Genomic DNA, 17,332 nt, shown 5'->3' with positions numbered 1-17,332 from the left:
TTGGAGTGGACATTGTTGCGATGTGTTTGCATTCATCGTTGATAATTAAGCAAAAATCATTACTCAAGACGAGGTTATCGCATTGAGTTTTATCTTGCGATAGCTATATTTTTAATCTAACGAAAAGTAGTGCATACAATATGATTACGATTAAAAAAGGCTTGGATCTTCCTATCGCTGGGAAGCCAGAACAAGTAATCCATAACGGCAATGCCGTTACTGAAGTTGCCTTGCTTGGCGAAGAGTATGTGGGAATGCGTCCTTCAATGAAGGTGCGTGAAGGTGATGTAGTGAAAAAAGGTCAGGTGCTTTTTGAAGATAAAAAGAACCCGGGCGTATTATTCACTGCCCCTGCAAGTGGTACTGTAACTGCGATTAATCGCGGTGCTAAGCGTGTGTTGCAATCAGTAGTGATTCAAATCGAAGGTGATGATCAGGTTACCTTTAACAAATATTCCACCGATGAGCTTAAAAGTTTAACTTCCGAGCAAGTTCGTCAAAACCTACAAGCATCAGGGCTTTGGACAGCACTTCGTACTCGTCCATTCAGTAAAGTGCCTGCTGTTGATGCCGTGCCATCTTCAATTTTTGTTAATGCAATGGATACCAATCCATTAACGGCTGATCCTGAAGTGGTGTTAAAAGCCCATTGGGAAGATTTCACCAATGGTTTAACCGTATTAAGCCGTTTACACGAAGGCAAATTGCATTTATGTAAAGCGGGCGATAGCAATATCCCAACGGTGGATTTACCAAATTTAGCCGTACACGATTTTGGTGGCCCACACCCTGCGGGCTTAAGTGGTACACATATTCACTTTATCGATCCTGTGGGTGCAACCAAGCAAGTTTGGCATTTAAACTATCAAGATGTGATTGCTATCGGTAAATTATTTACCACGGGTGAATTGTTTACAGATCGTGTTGTCGCATTAGCTGGTCCGCAGGTGAAAAATCCACGTTTAATTCGCACGCAACTTGGTGCTAATTTAGCCCAATTAACTCAAGGCGAATTAAAAGAAGGCGAAAACCGCATTATTTCAGGCTCTGTGTTAAGCGGTCATAAAGCGGAAGGTGCATTAGCTTACTTAGGACGCTATGCGTTACAGGTTTCTGTGCTTGTAGAAGGGCGTGAGAAAGAGTTCCTCGGTTGGATTATGCCGGGCGCAAATAAATATTCGATCACCCGTACCGTATTAGGTCATTTCGGACATAAATTATTCAATTTTACCACCGCACTTAATGGTGGACACCGTGCAATGGTACCAATTGGCGCTTATGAACGTGTGATGCCATTAGATATTATCCCGACATTATTACTGCGTGATTTAAGTGCAGGCGATACCGATAGTGCGCAAGCATTAGGTTGCTTAGAGTTAGATGAAGAAGATTTAGCACTTTGTACATTCGTTTGTCCGGGTAAAAATGATTACGGTCCAATGCTGCGTGCGGCTTTAGATAAGATCGAGAAGGAAGGTTAAAAATGGGTTTAAAACATCTTTTAGAGAAAATGGAACCTGCTTTTTTACCGGGTGGTAAATATGAAAAATGGTATGCACTGTTTGAAGCAACGGCAACCTTTTTATATACCCCCGGTACAGTAACAGCGAAAGCTTCTCACGTCCGTGATGCGTTAGATTCAAAACGTATGATGGTATTAGTGTGGCTGGCGTTATTTCCAGCAATGTTCTACGGTATGTTTAATGTGGGGGCGCAATCTATCCTTGCATTAAACGTCGGCGATTTTGCGCAAAACTTAGCACAAAATGTGGCGAATGACTGGCATTTTGCCTTAGCAAACGCACTAGGTTTAGTGTCGCCTGATGCAGGTGTACTTGCTAAAATGGCATTAGGGGCGATTTTCTTCCTACCAATTTATTTAACCGTATTCCTTGTGGGCGGTTTCTGGGAAGTGTTATTCGCCATGGTGCGTAAACACGAAATCAACGAAGGTTTCTTCGTAACCTCTATTTTATTAGCCCTTATCGTTCCGCCAACATTGCCATTATGGCAAGCAGCACTAGCGACCACTTTCGGTGTTGTTGTGGCGAAAGAGGTGTTCGGTGGTGTTGGTAAAAACTTTATGAACCCAGCATTAGCAGGGCGTGCGTTTTTATTTTTTGCTTATCCAGCACAAATCTCAGGGGATTCCGTATGGATCGCTGCTGATGGTTTCTCTGGTGCAACCGCACTTTCACAATGGGCAACCGGCGGTCAAGGAGCATTAAAACAAGTTACCACCGGTCAGCCAATTCAATGGATGGACGCTTTCTTAGGGAATATCCCGGGTTCAATCGGTGAAGTTTCGACCCTTGCATTATTAATTGGGGCTGCGGTGATTGTATTCGCCCGTATTGCTTCGTGGCGTATTATCGCGGGTGTGATGATCGGTATGATTGCCACTTCTACCCTATTCAATGTGATTGGTTCAGAGACAAACCCATTATTCTCAATGCCTTGGCATTGGCACTTAGTGTTAGGTGGTTTTGCGTTAGGTATGTTATTTATGGCAACAGACCCTGTATCCGCCTCATTTACAAATAAAGGGAAATGGTGGTATGGCGCATTAATTGGTGCAATGGCAGTGATTATTCGAGTGGTAAACCCTGCTTATCCAGAAGGAATGATGTTAGCCATCTTATTAGCTAACTTATTTGCCCCAATTTTTGACTATCTGGTTGTTCAAGCAAATATCAAACGTCGGAGAGCGCGCAATGGCTAAGTTTAATAAAGATAGTGTTGGCGGAACAATCCTTGTTGTTGTTCTAGTCAGCTTAGTTTGCTCAATTATCGTAGCAAGTGCGGCAGTAGGTTTAAAACCGACGCAAAATGAGCAAAAATTATTAGATAAACAGAAAAACATTCTCAGTGTGGCAGGATTACTCCCAGCGAAAGCAAAAGGGGCGGAAATAAAAGCACTTTATGCGGAAAACATTGAGCCTAAAATTGTTGATCTTGCAACAGGTGATTATGTTAATAACATCACGAATTTTGATGCGCGTGTTGCGGTGAAAAATCCAGCTGAAAGTGTCACAATTAAACCAGAAGATGATAAAGCTGGTATTAAAGTGCGGGCAAAATACGCTGAGGTTTATTTGGTAAAAGATGCACAAGGCAAAACTTCACAAATTGTCTTACCAATTTATGGTACGGGATTATGGTCTGTGATGTATGGTTTTGTGTCTGTTGCACCAGATGCAAATACCATTAAAGGGATTACTTATTATGAGCAAGGTGAAACGGCTGGTTTAGGGGGCGAAATTGCTAATCCAAACTGGCAAAAATACTTTGTAGGTAAAAAACTCTTTAATGAACAAAATCAAGTTGCGATTAAAATTGGTAAAGGGGCTTCAGCAGATAAAGAACACGGTATTGATGGTTTATCTGGTGCAACCTTAACAACGAAAGGGGTACAAGGTTCTTTCGATTACTGGTTTGATCGTAATGGCTTTGGTCCATATTTAGATAAACTTAGAGCGGAGGCTAACTAATGGCTAATGCAAATATGAAAAAATTATTGTTATCTCCGATTGTGAGCAATAACCCAATTGCATTGCAAATCTTGGGTATTTGTTCTGCTTTAGCGGTAACAACAAAATTAGAAACCGCGGTGGTAATGGCAATCGCAGTAAGTTTAGTAACGGCATTTTCAAGTTTCTTTATTTCTTGTATCCGTAACTATATTCCAAATAGTATCCGTATTATCGTGCAAATGGCGATCATTGCATCATTAGTAACCCTTGTGGACCAAGTGTTGCAAGCCTATGCTTATGAGTTATCTAAACAGCTTTCGGTATTCGTTGGCTTAATCATTACCAACTGTATCGTAATGGGTCGCGCAGAAGCATTTGCAATGAAAGAGCCACCATTGGCAAGTTTTGTTGATGGTCTAGGTAACGGTATCGGTTATGGTGTGATCCTTGTTATTGTGGCATTTTTACGCGAGTTAATTGGTTCAGGTAAAGTATTCGGAATGACTATTTTCCAAACTATCCAAGACGGTGGTTGGTATCAAGCAAACGGTTTATTCCTTTTAGCACCAAGTGCGTTCTTTATCATCGGCTTCTTAATTTGGGGCTTAAGAACTTGGAAACCAGAGCAAGTGGAGAAATAAGATGGAACACTATTTAAGTCTATTTGTTAAGTCCATTTTTATTGAAAATATGGCACTTTCTTTCTTCCTTGGTATGTGTACATTCCTTGCGGTTTCAAAGAAAGTTTCAACAGCCTTTGGTTTAGGGATCGCGGTAATCGTGGTATTAGGTATCGCCGTGCCAGCAAACCAAATTGTTTATACTCACATCTTAAAAGATGGTGCGTTAGTAGAAGGCGTAGATTTAAGTTTCTTACGCTTTATCACCTTCATCGGTGTGATTGCGGCATTAGTACAAATCCTAGAAATGGTTTTGGACAAATTTTTCCCCGCACTTTATAACGCATTAGGGATCTTCTTACCGTTAATCACCGTAAACTGTGCGATTTTCGGTGGGGTATCTTTTATGGTGCAACGTGAATACAACCTTGCTGAATCTGTGGTTTATGGTATCGGTGCGGGAACAGGTTGGATGCTTGCTATCGTGGCACTTGCCGGTTTAACTGAAAAAATGAAATATGCTGATATTCCAGCAGGCTTGCGTGGTTTAGGGATCACCTTTATCACCGTAGGTCTAATGGCGCTTGGCTTTATGTCATTTTCAGGTATTCAGTTATAAGAAGGGGATACTAAATGGAAATTATTTTAGGTATTGCAATGTTCACTGTGGTGGTTTTAGCGTTAGCAGCAATTATCTTGTTTGCTAAATCTAAACTCGTAAACTCAGGGGACATTACTATTGAAATCAATCACGATCCAAGCAAAGCCATTCACTTGCCAGCAGGTGGAAAATTATTAGGTGCATTAGCAAGCAAAGGGATTTTCGTTTCTTCAGCTTGTGGGGGCGGCGGCTCTTGTGGTCAATGTGTGGTGAAAGTAACTGAGGGCGGTGGTGATATTCTACCAACAGAACTTTCTCACATTTCAAAACGTGAAGCGAAAGAGGGTTATCGTCTAGCTTGTCAGGTAAATGTTAAAACCAATATGCAAATTGAATTACCTGAAGAAGTGTTCGGCGTGAAAAAATGGGAATGTACCGTTATTTCTAACGACAATAAAGCAACCTTCATCAAAGAGCTTAAATTACAAATTCCTGAAGGGGAAGAAGTACCATTCCGTGCGGGTGGTTATATCCAAATTGAAGCAGATCCACATACGGTTTATTACAAAGACTTCGATATTCCAAAAGAATATCACGAAGATTGGGATAAATTTGATTTATGGCGTTATGTGTCAAAAGTGGACGAGCCAATTGTGCGTGCTTACTCAATGGCTTCATACCCAGAAGAGAAAGGCATCATTATGCTAAACGTGCGTATTGCTACACCACCACCACGTATGCCTGATGCTCCACCAGGACAAATGTCTTCTTATATTTGGTCATTAAAACCGGGTGATAAAGTGACAATTTCTGGCCCATTCGGTGAATTCTTCGCGAAAGATACTGATGCAGAAATGGTATTTATCGGTGGGGGTGCAGGTATGGCACCAATGCGTTCACATATCTTTGACCAATTAAAACGTTTAAAATCTAAACGTAAAATGTCATTCTGGTATGGTGCTCGTTCTAAACGTGAGATCTTCTACCAAGAAGACTTCGACCAATTAGCTGCAGAAAACGACAACTTCGTATGGCATGTAGCGCTTTCAGATGCATTGCCGGAAGATAATTGGACGGGTTATACAGGCTTTATTCATAATGTTCTTTATGAAAACTACCTGAAAAACCACGAAGCACCGGAAGATTGTGAATACTATATGTGTGGACCTCCAATCATGAATGCTTCTGTGATCAAGATGTTAAAAGATCTTGGTGTAGAAGATGAAAACATCTTATTAGATGATTTCGGTGGTTAATTTTACTCACAAGCTTACTTAAACTAAGGTCAAATTCACGATGACTTTGTGGATTTGATCTTTTTTCCTAACGAAGACTAACTTATTTTTCAATTAATGGAGATGTTATGAAAAAATTACTTATTGCTGCATTATTTACAGGTTTTGCTTTATCTGCTCAAGCACAAGATCTTCCAAAAGAGTGTAAAGAATATTTGGAGTATGTGAAAACAGTAGCTGAAACTAAAAAGAATGGTCCAAGTAAAGCTGAAATTGAAGAAACATTTAAAGGTGCCCAAGCAGAATTAGCTGATGCCATGAAACAAAATGGTGAAAAAGCGGTTGCGGCAGGCTGTGCAGAAATGCTTAAAATGCTCAAAGAGATGAATGGCAAATAATCTTATCAATCAAGCGGTCTTTTCTTGCAAATTTTTTGAAAAAAGAGACCGCTTATCCTAAGATTTAAAGATAACTAAAGATGAAAAATGAATGATCCCATTAAAAGAATGGTCAAATTTCTCAAATAGTTATGGATTTGAGCGTTAAAATTAAACTAACCTTAATCACTTAAATTAATAAGGAAAATGAATGAAAAAATTATTGATCACCATATTTTTTGCGACTTTTGTGTTATCCGCTTCTGCGACAGAATTACCAAAAGAATGCCTTGAAGTGAAAGAAATCTTTTTCAGAATTATGAAAGAAACCCATTCAATGGATGATATCAACGCACTTTGGACAGATTTGGAAAAAGATATGCTTGCAAAATTTAAGGTGGATCCAAATAAAGCGATTGCTGAGTGCAAACTGACAATAGAGATGCTCGAACCAGCTCCTCAACAATAAATTTCAGCCGAGGGATTTTCCAAAAATAGCTCAATTTCCCTCGGTTGTTTTTAATAATCAAGAATGGAAAACAGATAAGGATGTTGAGTTGTCTGTTTTCCATTATTAATTAGTCGTTTTGGGAGGGCGTATGAAAATCAAAACATTACAAATGTGGGGTGTAGCATTGTTCACTGCGGTAGCACTAACTGCTTGCAATAAAGAGCCAAAACAAATTGCCTTTGAAGGTAAAACAATGGGAACAACCTACCATATCAAATACATCACTGAGGAAGGCTCACAATCGGTTACCGATACACACGAGGGGATTGAACATATTTTAAAAGACGTTAATGATAAAATGTCCACTTATATTCCGACTTCTGAATTAAGTCGCTTTAATCAAAATCGTCAAGTTAATACGCCCATTGAAATTTCAGCCGATCTTGCCAAAGTGATAGGTGAAGCCATTCGCTTAAATAAGGTTACACAAGGTGCATTAGATGTTACCGTAGGCCCCTTGGTGAATTTATGGGGATTTGGCCCCGAAAAACGCGTGGAAAAAGCACCGAGCCAACAACAACTTGATGAACGCCGTGCGTGGGTTGGCATTGAAAAATTAAAACTCAGTGAAAGTGCGGGTAAATTTTACTTAGAAAAAACTGTGCCAGAACTTTATGTGGATTTATCTTCGATTGCCAAAGGCTTTGGGGTGGATCAAGTGGCGGATTACCTAGAAAGTTTAGGTATTGGCAACTATATGGTAGAAATTGGTGGCGAAATTCGTGTTAAAGGAAATAATAGCGAAAACAAACCTTGGCAGATTGCCATTGAAAAGCCTACCTTTGACGGTTCCAGAAGCGTTGAGCAAGTTGTTGGGCTACATAATTTAGCAATGGCAACCTCAGGTGATTATCGCATTTACTTTGAAGAAAATGGCGTGCGTTATTCGCACGAAATTGATCCACAAACTGGGCGTCCAATCCAACATCATTTAGCCTCAATTACCGTATTAGCACCGTCATCAATGACCGCAGACGGGCTTTCAACAGGGCTATTTGTACTGGGTGAAGCGAAAGCACTGGATATTGCAGAGCAGCAAAAACTTGCCGTTTATTTAATTATTAAAACGGAAAAAGGATTTGAGGTAAAAATGTCTTCTGCATTTAAACAACTCATCAACCAATAAGGGGGAAATATGGAACTCTTTTTTATTACTTTCGGCTTTTTCGTCCTCGTTATTTTTGCTATGTCTATTGGCTATATTATTAAACGCAAATCCATTGCAGGAAGCTGCGGGGGGATCTCCGCGTTGGGATTAAAAAAAGTCTGCGATTGTGATGAGCCTTGCGATAACTTAAAAGCAAAAGTAGAGAAAGGTGAAGTGGACGCATCAGAATTAGAGCGTTTCAACAAAAGCGAAAATAACTTTTACGAAGTCAAATAATGCCCCAATGGGGAAACGAAAGTGCGGTAAAAAAATTAAGCAAAATTATGATGAAATCAAAAACTTATGAACAATATTTCCCTGCATTAAGCGAAAGCCAACGTGCAGAAAACAGCAAAATTAAAGTGATTTGTGGAATGTCTGGTGGGGTGGATTCTTCCGTTTCCGCCTTTATTCTTCAGCAACAAGGCTACCAAGTGGAAGGCTTGTTTATGAAAAACTGGGAAGAAGACGATGGCACCGATTACTGCACCGCAGCTGCAGACTTGGCGGACGCACAAGCGGTATGCGACAAGCTCGGCATCAAATTACACAAAATTAATTTTGCTGCTGAATATTGGGACAATGTTTTTGAACATTTTTTAGCGGAATACAAAGCTGGTCGCACGCCAAATCCTGATATTCTGTGCAACAAAGAAATCAAGTTTAAAGCCTTTTTGGAATATGCCGCCGAAGATCTGGGGGCGGATTATATCGCCACAGGGCATTATGTGCGCCGCCGTGATCACAATGGCAAAGCGCAATTATTGCGTGGTTTAGATCCTAACAAAGACCAAAGCTATTTCCTTTACACCTTAAGCGAAAGCCAAGTGGCGCAAAGTCTGTTTCCTGTGGGTGATATTGAAAAAACCGTGGTACGTGCCATCGCAGAAGATTTAGGCTTGGTTACCGCGAAGAAAAAAGATTCCACCGGCATTTGTTTTATCGGCGAACGTAAATTCAAAGATTTCTTGGCACGTTATTTGCCTGCTCAACCAGGGGACATCAAAACCACCGAAGGCGAAATCATCGGCCGCCACCAAGGTTTGATGTATCACACCTTAGGGCAACGCAAAGGCCTAGGCATTGGTGGCGTGAAAGGCAAAGCGGAAAATGCGTGGTATGTAGTGGAAAAAGATCTCAATAACAACGTGTTAGTGGTCGCTCAGGGCTTGGATAATTCCGCCCTGCTCTCCAGCGGATTAATTGCGCAACAGCTGCACTGGGTGGATCGCCAACCGATTCGCGAACCGCTGCGTTGCACAGTGAAAACACGCTATCGCCAAACGGATATTCCTTGTCAAATTATCCCAATTAATGATGATAGCATCGAAGTACGTTTTGATGAACCGCAAATTGCAGTAACTCCAGGGCAATCTGCCGTATTCTACCAAGGGGAAATTTGCCTTGGTGGCGGCATTATTGAACAATCAATAAAATAAAAACTTCGCGAAATTCCACCGCACTTTATCTTGCCAAGTTGTATGAATAAAGTGCGGGGCAAATTTCTCAATTTTCTGGCTTAATGAAGAAACGGCTATGTGGCACAGAATTTACACTTGCATAATGTATCTTGTTCAACCGCTGATTTGGCTATTTATTTTATTACGTAGCTTCAAAGCGCCAGCTTATCGTCAGCGGATTTTGGAGCGTTATGGCATTTATCGCGCTACACAAACTCCGCCAAAAGCGAATGGCGTGTTAATCCACGCGGCATCTGTTGGTGAAGTGATTGCTGCCACCCCTTTAGTGAAAGCGATTCAACGCTGTTACCCTGAATTATCCATTACGCTTACCACCGTTACGCCAACAGGCTCTGAGCGCGTCAAAGCCGCTTTTGGTGATCAAGTTAGCCATTTTTATCTGCCTTACGACTTACCCGGGGCGATTAAACGCTTTGTTCGTTTCATTCAACCGAAAGTCTGCATTGTCATCGAAACCGAGATTTGGCCAAATTTAATTTATCAGCTACACAAACAGCATATTCCTTTTATTATTGCCAACGCCCGTTTATCTGCCCGATCAGCAAAACGTTATGGTTGGCTGGAAAGCTATATCCAAGCCATTTTAAGCAAAATCAGCCTGATCGCGCCGCAGGATAATATCAGCGGACAGCGTTATCTCAAACTGGGCTACGATCCAGAAAAGCTCAAACTCACAGGCAATATTAAATATGATTTAGTGCTAAGTGAGAGCTTACTCACTGAAGCAGAAAAGCTCAAAGCCCAATGGAAACAACAACGCCCAGTGTGGGTCGCTGCTAGCACTCACGAGGGTGAAGAAAGCCTGATTTTGGAAAGCCACCGTTTATTATTGCAAACCTTTCCCGATTTATTGCTGATTCTCGTGCCACGCCACCCAGAACGTTTTAACGAAGTGGCGGAGCAGATTGAAAAACAGCATTTCACCTTTGTGCGCCGCAGCGAAAATCGTGTGCCACAAGCTGATACCCAAGTGGTGCTAGGTGATACAATGGGAGAGCTAATGTTAATGTACGCTTTGGCAGATGTCGCCTTTGTTGGGGGCAGTTTAGTGAAACGAGGCGGACATAATCCCCTTGAACCGCTCGCTTTTCAAATTCCTGTGGTAAGTGGTAAATATACCTTCAATTTCCCCGAAGTTTACCGCAAGTTGATGGAAGTTCAGGGCTTTGTTGAGGTGAATAATAATGCCGCCGCCATCGCAAGAGCGGTGGAAATTTTGCTAAATTCCTCTGCCTTGCGTGAACGCACAGGAAAAGCGGGCTATGGCGTATTATTAGAAAATCGCGGTGCTTTACAACGCTTGCTTGATTTACTTCAACCTTATTTGAAATCCCCATAAACACAGAATTTTGCCTGAACGCCATAGCAGAACTTAAAGGAGAAAAAATGACAACCGTAATTTACCCCGGCACCTTTGATCCCATCACCAACGGGCATTTAGATATTATTGAACGAAGTGCGGTGCTTTTTTCCAACGTTTTTGTTGCCATTGCCGCCAGCCCGAGCAAAAAGCCCTTATTCGATTTAGACACCAGAGTGAAAATTGCACAGCAAGCGGTCGCTCACTTACCCAATGTGGAAGTCTTTGGCTTTGCTGATTTATTGGCTAAGGTGGTGAAAGAAAAACAAATCCACGCCATTATTCGCGGCGTGCGAACCACCACGGATTTTGAATACGAACTGCAACTCGCCAGCCTAAACCGCTTATTAACCAAAAATGAAAATGGGCAGGGCGTGGAGAGTTTATTTTTCCCCCCTAGCGAAAAATGGGCTTTTGTTTCTTCCACCATCGTGCGAGAAATTCATCTACACGGCGGCGATGTCAGTGAACTTGTGCCGCAGGCTGTGCAACAGGCATTATTTCAGTCAAAATTGTGATCCTTATCACGCTATCTCTATGATATTTATCATAGTTTTTTCCGCTTAAATAGCGTATGTTAATAATGCATTTTCTGGCTATTGAAATAAATGGAGTTGATAATGAAATATTACGCAGGTGTGGACATTGGCGGCACAAACACAAAAATTGGCATTTTAGACAACCATTTTAATATTCTTGCAGAACAGAGCATTCCGACTTTGTCTCAGCAAGGGGCAAGAACCACTTTTTCTCGCATTTGGCAGAGCATTTTAGATTTGCTTGCGCAACATCAGCTTTCAGAAGCACAATTAGCAGGCATCGGCTTGGGAATTCCAGGCCCAGTGGTGGATCAAGCAATTGTTAAAATCGCGGCCAATTTTTCTTGGGGTAATGATTTCAATGCCAAGCAATTAATGGAAGAAATCTCTCACAAAAATGTGGTGGTGGAAAACGATGTACGCGCCATTACCTTGGGTGAACATTTATTCGGTGCAGGGCAAGGCGTGGCGAATCTTATTGTTGTGCCGATTGGCACGGGCATTGCTTCAGGCATTTTGCTAAACGGCAAGGTGTTGTCTGGTTCGGGCGGCTGTGCGGGCGAATTTGGCCATATTATGGTGAACGAACAAGGAATGAAGTGCGGCTGCGGTTTAACAGGCTGCTTGGAAACCTACACCTCTGCCCCAGGATTGGTGCGAGAGGCCAAAAAACGTCTTTCCGCGCCTGAAATGGATAAACAAAAGTGCGGTGAATTTTTCCAACGTTTTTCCACGGATTTAGATTCCTTGCAAGCACATCATATTTTTGAATACGCCAAAAAAGGTGATCATCTCGCGCTGCAAGTGGTGGATAACTTCGCAAAATATTTGGCTTACGGCTTAGGCGTGCTGATTAATATTTTTAACCCTGAACTTATTGTATTGGCTGGTGGAGTCGCAAAATCCGCCGATTTCATCATCGAAAAAGTACAAAAATTCCTACCGCACTATGCCTTAGGCGTATCCCTACAAAACCTGCAAATCAAACCAAGCCAACTGCTTGATTCCGCTGGCGTAAAAGGCGCTGCAGCGTTAGTGATAAAATAATTGCAAGGCAATAAAAAAGTAGGAAATGGTTTCCTACTTTTTTGTTTTTATCTTAGTGGTATCGTTGCATCATTTCTTTTCTTACGATAAAAATCCCACTAAAAATTACCGCACTTTTATTCTTTTTTGATGAGATTTGTATATAGTGTTTTCAGCAAATGAAATTGTGAGATACAATTTTTATCGAAAGTTATTTTTAAGGAACATAAGATGAAACAATTGGTGCTAGATGTTTGTAATGAAGTGAAACGTAACCGAATCTACGATGCCGCAAATCCTTTATCGCAGGTGCTTATTTTGTCTGTGAGCGATGGTACGGTAAGAGCAAAGGTTAAGACAATATGGCTGGATATATTCGCCTTAAGTGCAGATGCGTTGGCAGATAAGGTGCAAGCGAATATTTCTTTGTTGCAAAATAAATTTGAGTATCCAATTAAATATATCCGTGTGGAATGGGCATTAAATGGTAATTTGACGGAATGGGATAAATTTAATAATGATTTATCACGTTATAAACGTAATTATTTCCGTGCAGGGATTGCCTTTGAAGGCAAACGCGAACCTTGGTTGCTTTTAACTGAAATGGAGTTAAATGCCAATGCTTGTTTATATTCAGGGGCAGATGTAACTTCTGCTTGCGTAAATCAAGACAATTTAGTGCGTTATATTAAGGCACGTCACGGAAGTAGTCAGATGCCAGCATTTTTGCCCGATGAAAAAATGATTGTGTTTCAAACGGCAGGTTTTTTCATTGATGTGGAACAAGCAAAATATTACACGCTAGATACTCAGCCGCGTTATCAAGGGCATCGTAAAGTTGCGAGTTTTGAACTTCCACAAGTTGAACAATTAATCCAGTTATCTACCCATTATTTATCTAAGCAAGTGAAAGAAAATGGTATTTATGAATATGGTTATTTCCCTTGCTTTGACCGAGTGATCCCGACTTACAATACATTGCGTCACGCGAGTAGTACTTATGCAATGTTAGAGGGCTATGAATCCTATTATCAGCAAGCACAGAGCAGCGATCAGAATGTTGATGAAAAATTCTTTGCAGAGGTGAAAGCGCAAATAGATAAGGCATTGGATTATTTAATTACACAGTCAATTCGAGATTATGCGGATAAAGCTTATATCGTTGATACGGGAAATGAAATCAAATTAGGGGCAAATGCAGTAGCCATTTTGGCTTTGGTTAAGTATTTGACCGTATTCCCGACCACTTCGCGTAAGCAACAGTATCTTGCGCTTTGTGAAAAATTAGCTTGTGGCATTTTGGCGATGCAGAAAGCTAACGGTGGGTTTGTGCATGTTCTCAATGCTGAGGATTTGTCAGTAAAAGAAGAAAATCGCATTATTTATTATGATGGAGAAGCGGCGTTTGGTTTAATGCGTCTTTATGGAATGGATAAAGATCCCCGTTGGCTCGATTGTGTCGTTAAGGCATTTGACTATTTTATTGAAAATAAACATGAAAAAGCACACGATCACTGGTTATCTTATTGTTCTAATGAGTTGGTTAAATACCTGCCAGAGAAGAAATACTTTGCCTTTGCGGTAAGAAATATTGATGGTTATGTGAGTTTTATCAACAATCGTATCACCACTTTCCCTACGTTGCTTGAACTTTCAGTCGCCTTTCACAAAATGCTATTGAAACTCGATGAGTTCCCTGAATATAAAGATGAAGTGTTGGCAGATTTTGATGTGTCCGTGTTCTATCAAGCTTTACATAATCGAGCAAAATATCTAATTAATGGTTTCTTCTATCCTGAAGTAGCAATGTATTTCAAAAATCCGCAGCGAATTTTGCATGGCTTTTTTATTCGTCACCACGCTTTCCGAGTGCGCATTGATGATGTAGAGCATTATTTATCAGGATTAGTGGGATATAGAGAAATTCTGGTAAGTGGTAAATATCCAGCAAGTCTAACAAAAGAAGCAGATGCAGATAATGAGGCTCCTAATGTGTTAAATAAGATAACCTTACCGAAAATCACCAATGGACGTTGGATTGTTGAACCAAAAGCAGGTTGGTTTGCTAATGGACTTTGCGCGTGGCCGAAAAGTTTTAAACCACATCATTTATTGGTTGAACGTGGTAAAGGAATGACGCAGGGATACTTACCTAGAGTGAGCATTAATTCATTATTAAGAAGAGAAGCCGCGGGCGTTATTACTGATGATGAGAATGCGGTTTATACCACCGATGCGCCAGTGCTATTAGTTAAAGATGTTCGCCGTGCGGTGCTGGATATTGGTTCGGCATCAAGAAAAGCCTTTAAAGGTAAAGTGATTGGTGTAACAGGAAGTGCGGGTAAAACGAGTACAGTTTTTATGCTTTCCCACACCTTAAAACAAATTGGACAAGCTGAGCAGACGCTATCCAGTGCCAATTTACCGATAGGAATTGCGTGGAATATGGCATCAATGGATCAGCGCGATGATTTTTGGATATTAGAAATGGCGATTGGCAATATGAGCCTTAATAGCCAATTGGTGCAGCCAGATATTGCCATTATTACTAATATCGCCCCCGCTCATCTTGAATATCATCATACAGTAGAAAATATTGCGCTTAAAAAAGCCCGCATTTTTGAGTCTATGAAGGCAGGGCAAGTAGCGGTGATCTGTAGAGATATTCCACAGTTTGATTTAATTGCACCCTTAGCAGAAGCCAAAGGATTGAAGGTGCTAACTTATGGTGAGCATTCACAGGCTAATGTGAAGTTAATGACTTATAGTAAAAGAGCATCTGAAATCGTTTTCCCTGATGGCGAAACAGTTAAAGTGAAATTAGCCGTAAGTGGTAAGCATTTTGTGCTAAATGCAATGGCAATTTTGGCGATTGCTCATTATTTCCAATTAGATATGAAGAAAATCCTTGCAGGATTAGCTTCTTTCTCGCCAGTATCAGGCAGAAATGAGCGATTTAAAACTAAATTTAATGGTTTTGATATTGAAGTGATTGATGATGCTTACAATGCAAATCCGCTTTCTATGTCTGCTGCATTGGATAATTTTGCACAGATTACGCGACCAATTAAACATAAACTACTGATTATTGGGGATATGCTGGAGTTGGGAACAGATAGCGATAAATATCACCAACAGCTTGGTGAATGGCTGAGTGAAATGAAGGTTCGCCATATTGTGTTAGTAGGAAAAAGTGTAAGTCGAATGGCTGCACCGGTTTTATCTAAATCGAAATACAGTTTTTCTGTATTTGATGATGTGGGACAGTTGAAAGCTGCCTTGCCAACCCTCATTAAAGAGAAGGATTTAATCTTACTGAAAGGTTCAAATTCGATTGGATTAAGTGGGTTATTTGCACGAAAAGTAAATTAGTGTATGTAAAATGATCGATTAGTAAGGTAAATTTACAAAAATTTGATCTTCATCAAGGAAAATTGATAGGAAATACCAAATAAAAGTGATGACTTTTTCTACCCGTCAGTTATAATGGCAGGGTCATAATTGTCCGTATTGTGTGCAATTTGGCAAGTAATCTTTACAGATTATGAATAACAAAAAAGAAACTGTCTAACAAAAAACAGTTTTTTATATTTGAAGAAGGGATGTTGGTAATTTCTTCAAGGATGAGTTTTGGGTAGTAACTTTTTATGTAATGAAAACCTAACGAACCGATGATTATCAATTTAACAGCTTAAGCTGATTAAGTGCTTGAGCTGCTCCCTTAAAAGGGCAATACTAAACGCTAAACGCTAAACGCTAAACGCTAAACGCTAAACGCTAAACGCTAAACGCTAAACGCTAAACGCTAAACGCTAAACGCTAAACGCTAAAGCTATTGGTCTTGTCAGTGGTGTTTCTTGAGTACATCCTAAAAATTATTAGCATAAAGCAACTGATTAGAAAAATCGGTCTGCTGCATTTTGCGTGAAGATGATTTTGTTAATAGTTTATTTTCGATGGAAAAAGGAATTTCTTTTGATTTAATTTTTATTAAATCAAATCGTCTTTCATTGTTCATCTTTGTGTAGCATACATACTATATTTTTGATGAATAGGAGTTCAATTTTATGAGATTTAAATATCAACAACTCGCTTTGGTATTGCTCCCTCTTGCAGTTGCAGGATGTACAACTCAAAAATTAAATTGGGTTGATACAAAGAATGTACCATATAGCAACGTGGTTCCAGAAGGGCGTTCTTCTGTTGTGATTTATCGTCAAGCAGATGCAATTGATGGACCAACGGTGAATGTTTACATTAATAGTGAATATTTAGCGTCGTTACAACCGAATGCCTACCGTCAAGAAACAGTTTGTGCAGAAAACCAAAAACTTTACAGTGAATTTACTCACCGCGATCCAGGTTATTATGCGAAAGAACATGATGGTAACTTCTATGATCTAGCAGTAAACCAAGTTTCTTTCTTTAAAGTAACAAACGCTAATGGTAAACCAACGCTCGTTCAAGTGGATGAACAACAAGCAAGAGAAGAGCTTAAAAACATCCCAGAGCAAACACATACACTTTCTCGTGTTGAACACTTGAAAGAATGTTCAAAAGTATTGAGAAAATTTAATCTTGAAGCATCAGCATTATTCAAATTCAATCGTTCTGATTATGCGAATATGTTGCCACAAGGCAAACAAGAAGTTTCAGCTGTTGCTGCAGAGATTAAACAAATTAAAGAAAAAATCAGTGATGTTACAGTGGTTGGTCATACCGATCCGGAAGGAAGTGCGGCTTATAACCAAAAACTTTCTCTTAAACGTGCAGCGACAGTGAAAAAAGCATTAGCTGCAGGTGGTGTAGATGCAAGCTTAATTACAGCTGAAGGTCGTGGTGAAAGCGAACCGTTAATTGCTGATTGTAAAGCGCGTTTCCCAAGAAATGTGAAAGAGCGTCAAGCTTGTAACCAACCAAACCGTCGTGTAAGCATTGTCGTACACGGTGGCAAGTAGTCAC

Annotated in this window: 16 protein-coding genes; all 16 read left to right on the top strand. The window is 40.4% G+C overall.

The window, feature by feature from the left end; all coding sequences use genetic code 11:
- Nucleotides 1–140: 140 nt before the first annotated feature.
- The 16 genes from L5B76_RS05910 (at nucleotide 141) to L5B76_RS05835 (ending at nucleotide 17,328) form a co-directional block, all read left to right on the top strand.
- Nucleotides 141–1,481, top strand: a complete 1,341-nt coding sequence (locus L5B76_RS05910; protein WP_265754643.1) for a Na(+)-translocating NADH-quinone reductase subunit A — start codon at nucleotides 141–143, stop codon at nucleotides 1,479–1,481.
- A gap of 2 nt (nucleotides 1,482–1,483) precedes the next feature.
- Complete coding sequence (locus L5B76_RS05905) at nucleotides 1,484–2,722, top strand: NADH:ubiquinone reductase (Na(+)-transporting) subunit B (RefSeq protein WP_250363872.1); 1,239 nt, start codon at nucleotides 1,484–1,486, stop codon at nucleotides 2,720–2,722.
- On the top strand, nucleotides 2,715–3,491 hold the full coding sequence (locus L5B76_RS05900; protein WP_265754642.1) for a Na(+)-translocating NADH-quinone reductase subunit C: 777 nt from the start codon (nucleotides 2,715–2,717) through the stop codon (nucleotides 3,489–3,491). Before L5B76_RS05905 ends, L5B76_RS05900 begins: the two co-directional genes overlap by 8 nt.
- The gene (locus L5B76_RS05895) at nucleotides 3,491–4,114 is read left to right on the top strand and encodes an NADH:ubiquinone reductase (Na(+)-transporting) subunit D (RefSeq protein WP_265754641.1); all 624 of its coding nucleotides are present in this window, start codon (nucleotides 3,491–3,493) and stop codon (nucleotides 4,112–4,114) included. Before L5B76_RS05900 ends, L5B76_RS05895 begins: the two co-directional genes overlap by 1 nt.
- Nucleotide 4,115: 1 nt before the next feature.
- On the top strand, nucleotides 4,116–4,712 hold the full coding sequence (gene nqrE, locus L5B76_RS05890) for an NADH:ubiquinone reductase (Na(+)-transporting) subunit E (protein WP_013745915.1): 597 nt from the start codon (nucleotides 4,116–4,118) through the stop codon (nucleotides 4,710–4,712).
- Nucleotides 4,713–4,726: 14 nt separating this feature from the next.
- Nucleotides 4,727–5,950, top strand: coding sequence for an NADH:ubiquinone reductase (Na(+)-transporting) subunit F (gene nqrF / locus L5B76_RS05885; protein ID WP_265754640.1), 1,224 nt, complete (start codon nucleotides 4,727–4,729; stop codon nucleotides 5,948–5,950).
- A gap of 107 nt (nucleotides 5,951–6,057) precedes the next feature.
- Nucleotides 6,058–6,327, top strand: a complete 270-nt coding sequence (locus tag L5B76_RS05880; RefSeq protein WP_265754639.1) for a hypothetical protein — start codon at nucleotides 6,058–6,060, stop codon at nucleotides 6,325–6,327.
- Between the two features lie 190 nt (nucleotides 6,328–6,517).
- The gene (locus L5B76_RS05875) at nucleotides 6,518–6,775 is read left to right on the top strand and encodes a hypothetical protein (protein WP_265754638.1); all 258 of its coding nucleotides are present in this window, start codon (nucleotides 6,518–6,520) and stop codon (nucleotides 6,773–6,775) included.
- 130 nt (nucleotides 6,776–6,905) lie between these two features.
- Nucleotides 6,906–7,943, top strand: coding sequence for an FAD:protein FMN transferase (locus L5B76_RS05870; protein WP_265754637.1), 1,038 nt, complete (start codon nucleotides 6,906–6,908; stop codon nucleotides 7,941–7,943).
- A gap of 9 nt (nucleotides 7,944–7,952) precedes the next feature.
- Nucleotides 7,953–8,201 (top strand): (Na+)-NQR maturation NqrM, encoded by a 249-nt coding sequence (gene nqrM, locus L5B76_RS05865; RefSeq protein ID WP_250351355.1) that lies wholly within the window; start codon nucleotides 7,953–7,955, stop codon nucleotides 8,199–8,201.
- 50 nt (nucleotides 8,202–8,251) lie between these two features.
- Complete coding sequence (mnmA, locus tag L5B76_RS05860; protein ID WP_265755529.1) at nucleotides 8,252–9,403, top strand: tRNA 2-thiouridine(34) synthase MnmA; 1,152 nt, start codon at nucleotides 8,252–8,254, stop codon at nucleotides 9,401–9,403.
- A gap of 97 nt (nucleotides 9,404–9,500) precedes the next feature.
- A complete protein-coding gene (gene waaA / locus L5B76_RS05855) occupies nucleotides 9,501–10,784 on the top strand; it encodes a lipid IV(A) 3-deoxy-D-manno-octulosonic acid transferase (RefSeq protein WP_265754636.1) in 1,284 nt (427 codons plus the stop codon).
- A gap of 47 nt (nucleotides 10,785–10,831) precedes the next feature.
- The gene (gene coaD / locus L5B76_RS05850; RefSeq protein WP_265754635.1) at nucleotides 10,832–11,323 is read left to right on the top strand and encodes a pantetheine-phosphate adenylyltransferase; all 492 of its coding nucleotides are present in this window, start codon (nucleotides 10,832–10,834) and stop codon (nucleotides 11,321–11,323) included.
- Between the two features lie 102 nt (nucleotides 11,324–11,425).
- Nucleotides 11,426–12,391 (top strand): ROK family protein, encoded by a 966-nt coding sequence (locus tag L5B76_RS05845; protein WP_265754634.1) that lies wholly within the window; start codon nucleotides 11,426–11,428, stop codon nucleotides 12,389–12,391.
- A 210-nt stretch (nucleotides 12,392–12,601) separates the two neighbouring features.
- Nucleotides 12,602–15,742: a UDP-N-acetylmuramoyl-tripeptide--D-alanyl-D-alanine ligase gene (locus tag L5B76_RS05840; protein WP_265754633.1), complete on the top strand. Its 3,141-nt coding sequence runs from the start codon at nucleotides 12,602–12,604 to the stop codon at nucleotides 15,740–15,742.
- Between the two features lie 695 nt (nucleotides 15,743–16,437).
- A complete protein-coding gene (locus L5B76_RS05835) occupies nucleotides 16,438–17,328 on the top strand; it encodes an OmpA family protein (protein ID WP_265754632.1) in 891 nt (296 codons plus the stop codon).
- Nucleotides 17,329–17,332 lie beyond the last annotated feature (4 nt).

The organism is Avibacterium sp. 21-594, from assembly GCF_026226815.1.
GTDB lineage: Bacteria > Pseudomonadota > Gammaproteobacteria > Enterobacterales > Pasteurellaceae > Avibacterium > Avibacterium avium.
Note: the sequence above shows the minus strand (reverse complement) of the source record. Positions and strands in the feature narration are given on the sequence as shown.

Bases quoted from the DNA above. Each gene is read 5' to 3' on its own strand.
- L5B76_RS05895 (WP_265754641.1), top strand. From the start codon at position 3,491: ATGGCTAATGCAAATATGAAAAAATTATTGTTATCTCCGATTGTGAGC.
- waaA (WP_265754636.1), top strand. From the start codon at position 9,501: ATGTGGCACAGAATTTACACTTGCATAATGTATCTTGTTCAACCGCTG.
- L5B76_RS05835 (WP_265754632.1), top strand. From the start codon at position 16,438: ATGAGATTTAAATATCAACAACTCGCTTTGGTATTGCTCCCTCTTGCA.
- nqrM (WP_250351355.1), top strand. From the start codon at position 7,953: ATGGAACTCTTTTTTATTACTTTCGGCTTTTTCGTCCTCGTTATTTTT.
- L5B76_RS05840 (WP_265754633.1), top strand. From the start codon at position 12,602: ATGAAACAATTGGTGCTAGATGTTTGTAATGAAGTGAAACGTAACCGA.
- coaD (WP_265754635.1), top strand. From the start codon at position 10,832: ATGACAACCGTAATTTACCCCGGCACCTTTGATCCCATCACCAACGGG.
- nqrF (WP_265754640.1), top strand. From the start codon at position 4,727: ATGGAAATTATTTTAGGTATTGCAATGTTCACTGTGGTGGTTTTAGCG.
- L5B76_RS05905 (WP_250363872.1), top strand. From the start codon at position 1,484: ATGGGTTTAAAACATCTTTTAGAGAAAATGGAACCTGCTTTTTTACCG.
- L5B76_RS05910 (WP_265754643.1), top strand. From the start codon at position 141: ATGATTACGATTAAAAAAGGCTTGGATCTTCCTATCGCTGGGAAGCCA.
- mnmA (WP_265755529.1), top strand. From the start codon at position 8,252: ATGAAATCAAAAACTTATGAACAATATTTCCCTGCATTAAGCGAAAGC.
- L5B76_RS05870 (WP_265754637.1), top strand. From the start codon at position 6,906: ATGAAAATCAAAACATTACAAATGTGGGGTGTAGCATTGTTCACTGCG.
- L5B76_RS05880 (WP_265754639.1), top strand. From the start codon at position 6,058: ATGAAAAAATTACTTATTGCTGCATTATTTACAGGTTTTGCTTTATCT.
- nqrE (WP_013745915.1), top strand. From the start codon at position 4,116: ATGGAACACTATTTAAGTCTATTTGTTAAGTCCATTTTTATTGAAAAT.
- L5B76_RS05875 (WP_265754638.1), top strand. From the start codon at position 6,518: ATGAAAAAATTATTGATCACCATATTTTTTGCGACTTTTGTGTTATCC.
- L5B76_RS05845 (WP_265754634.1), top strand. From the start codon at position 11,426: ATGAAATATTACGCAGGTGTGGACATTGGCGGCACAAACACAAAAATT.
- L5B76_RS05900 (WP_265754642.1), top strand. From the start codon at position 2,715: ATGGCTAAGTTTAATAAAGATAGTGTTGGCGGAACAATCCTTGTTGTT.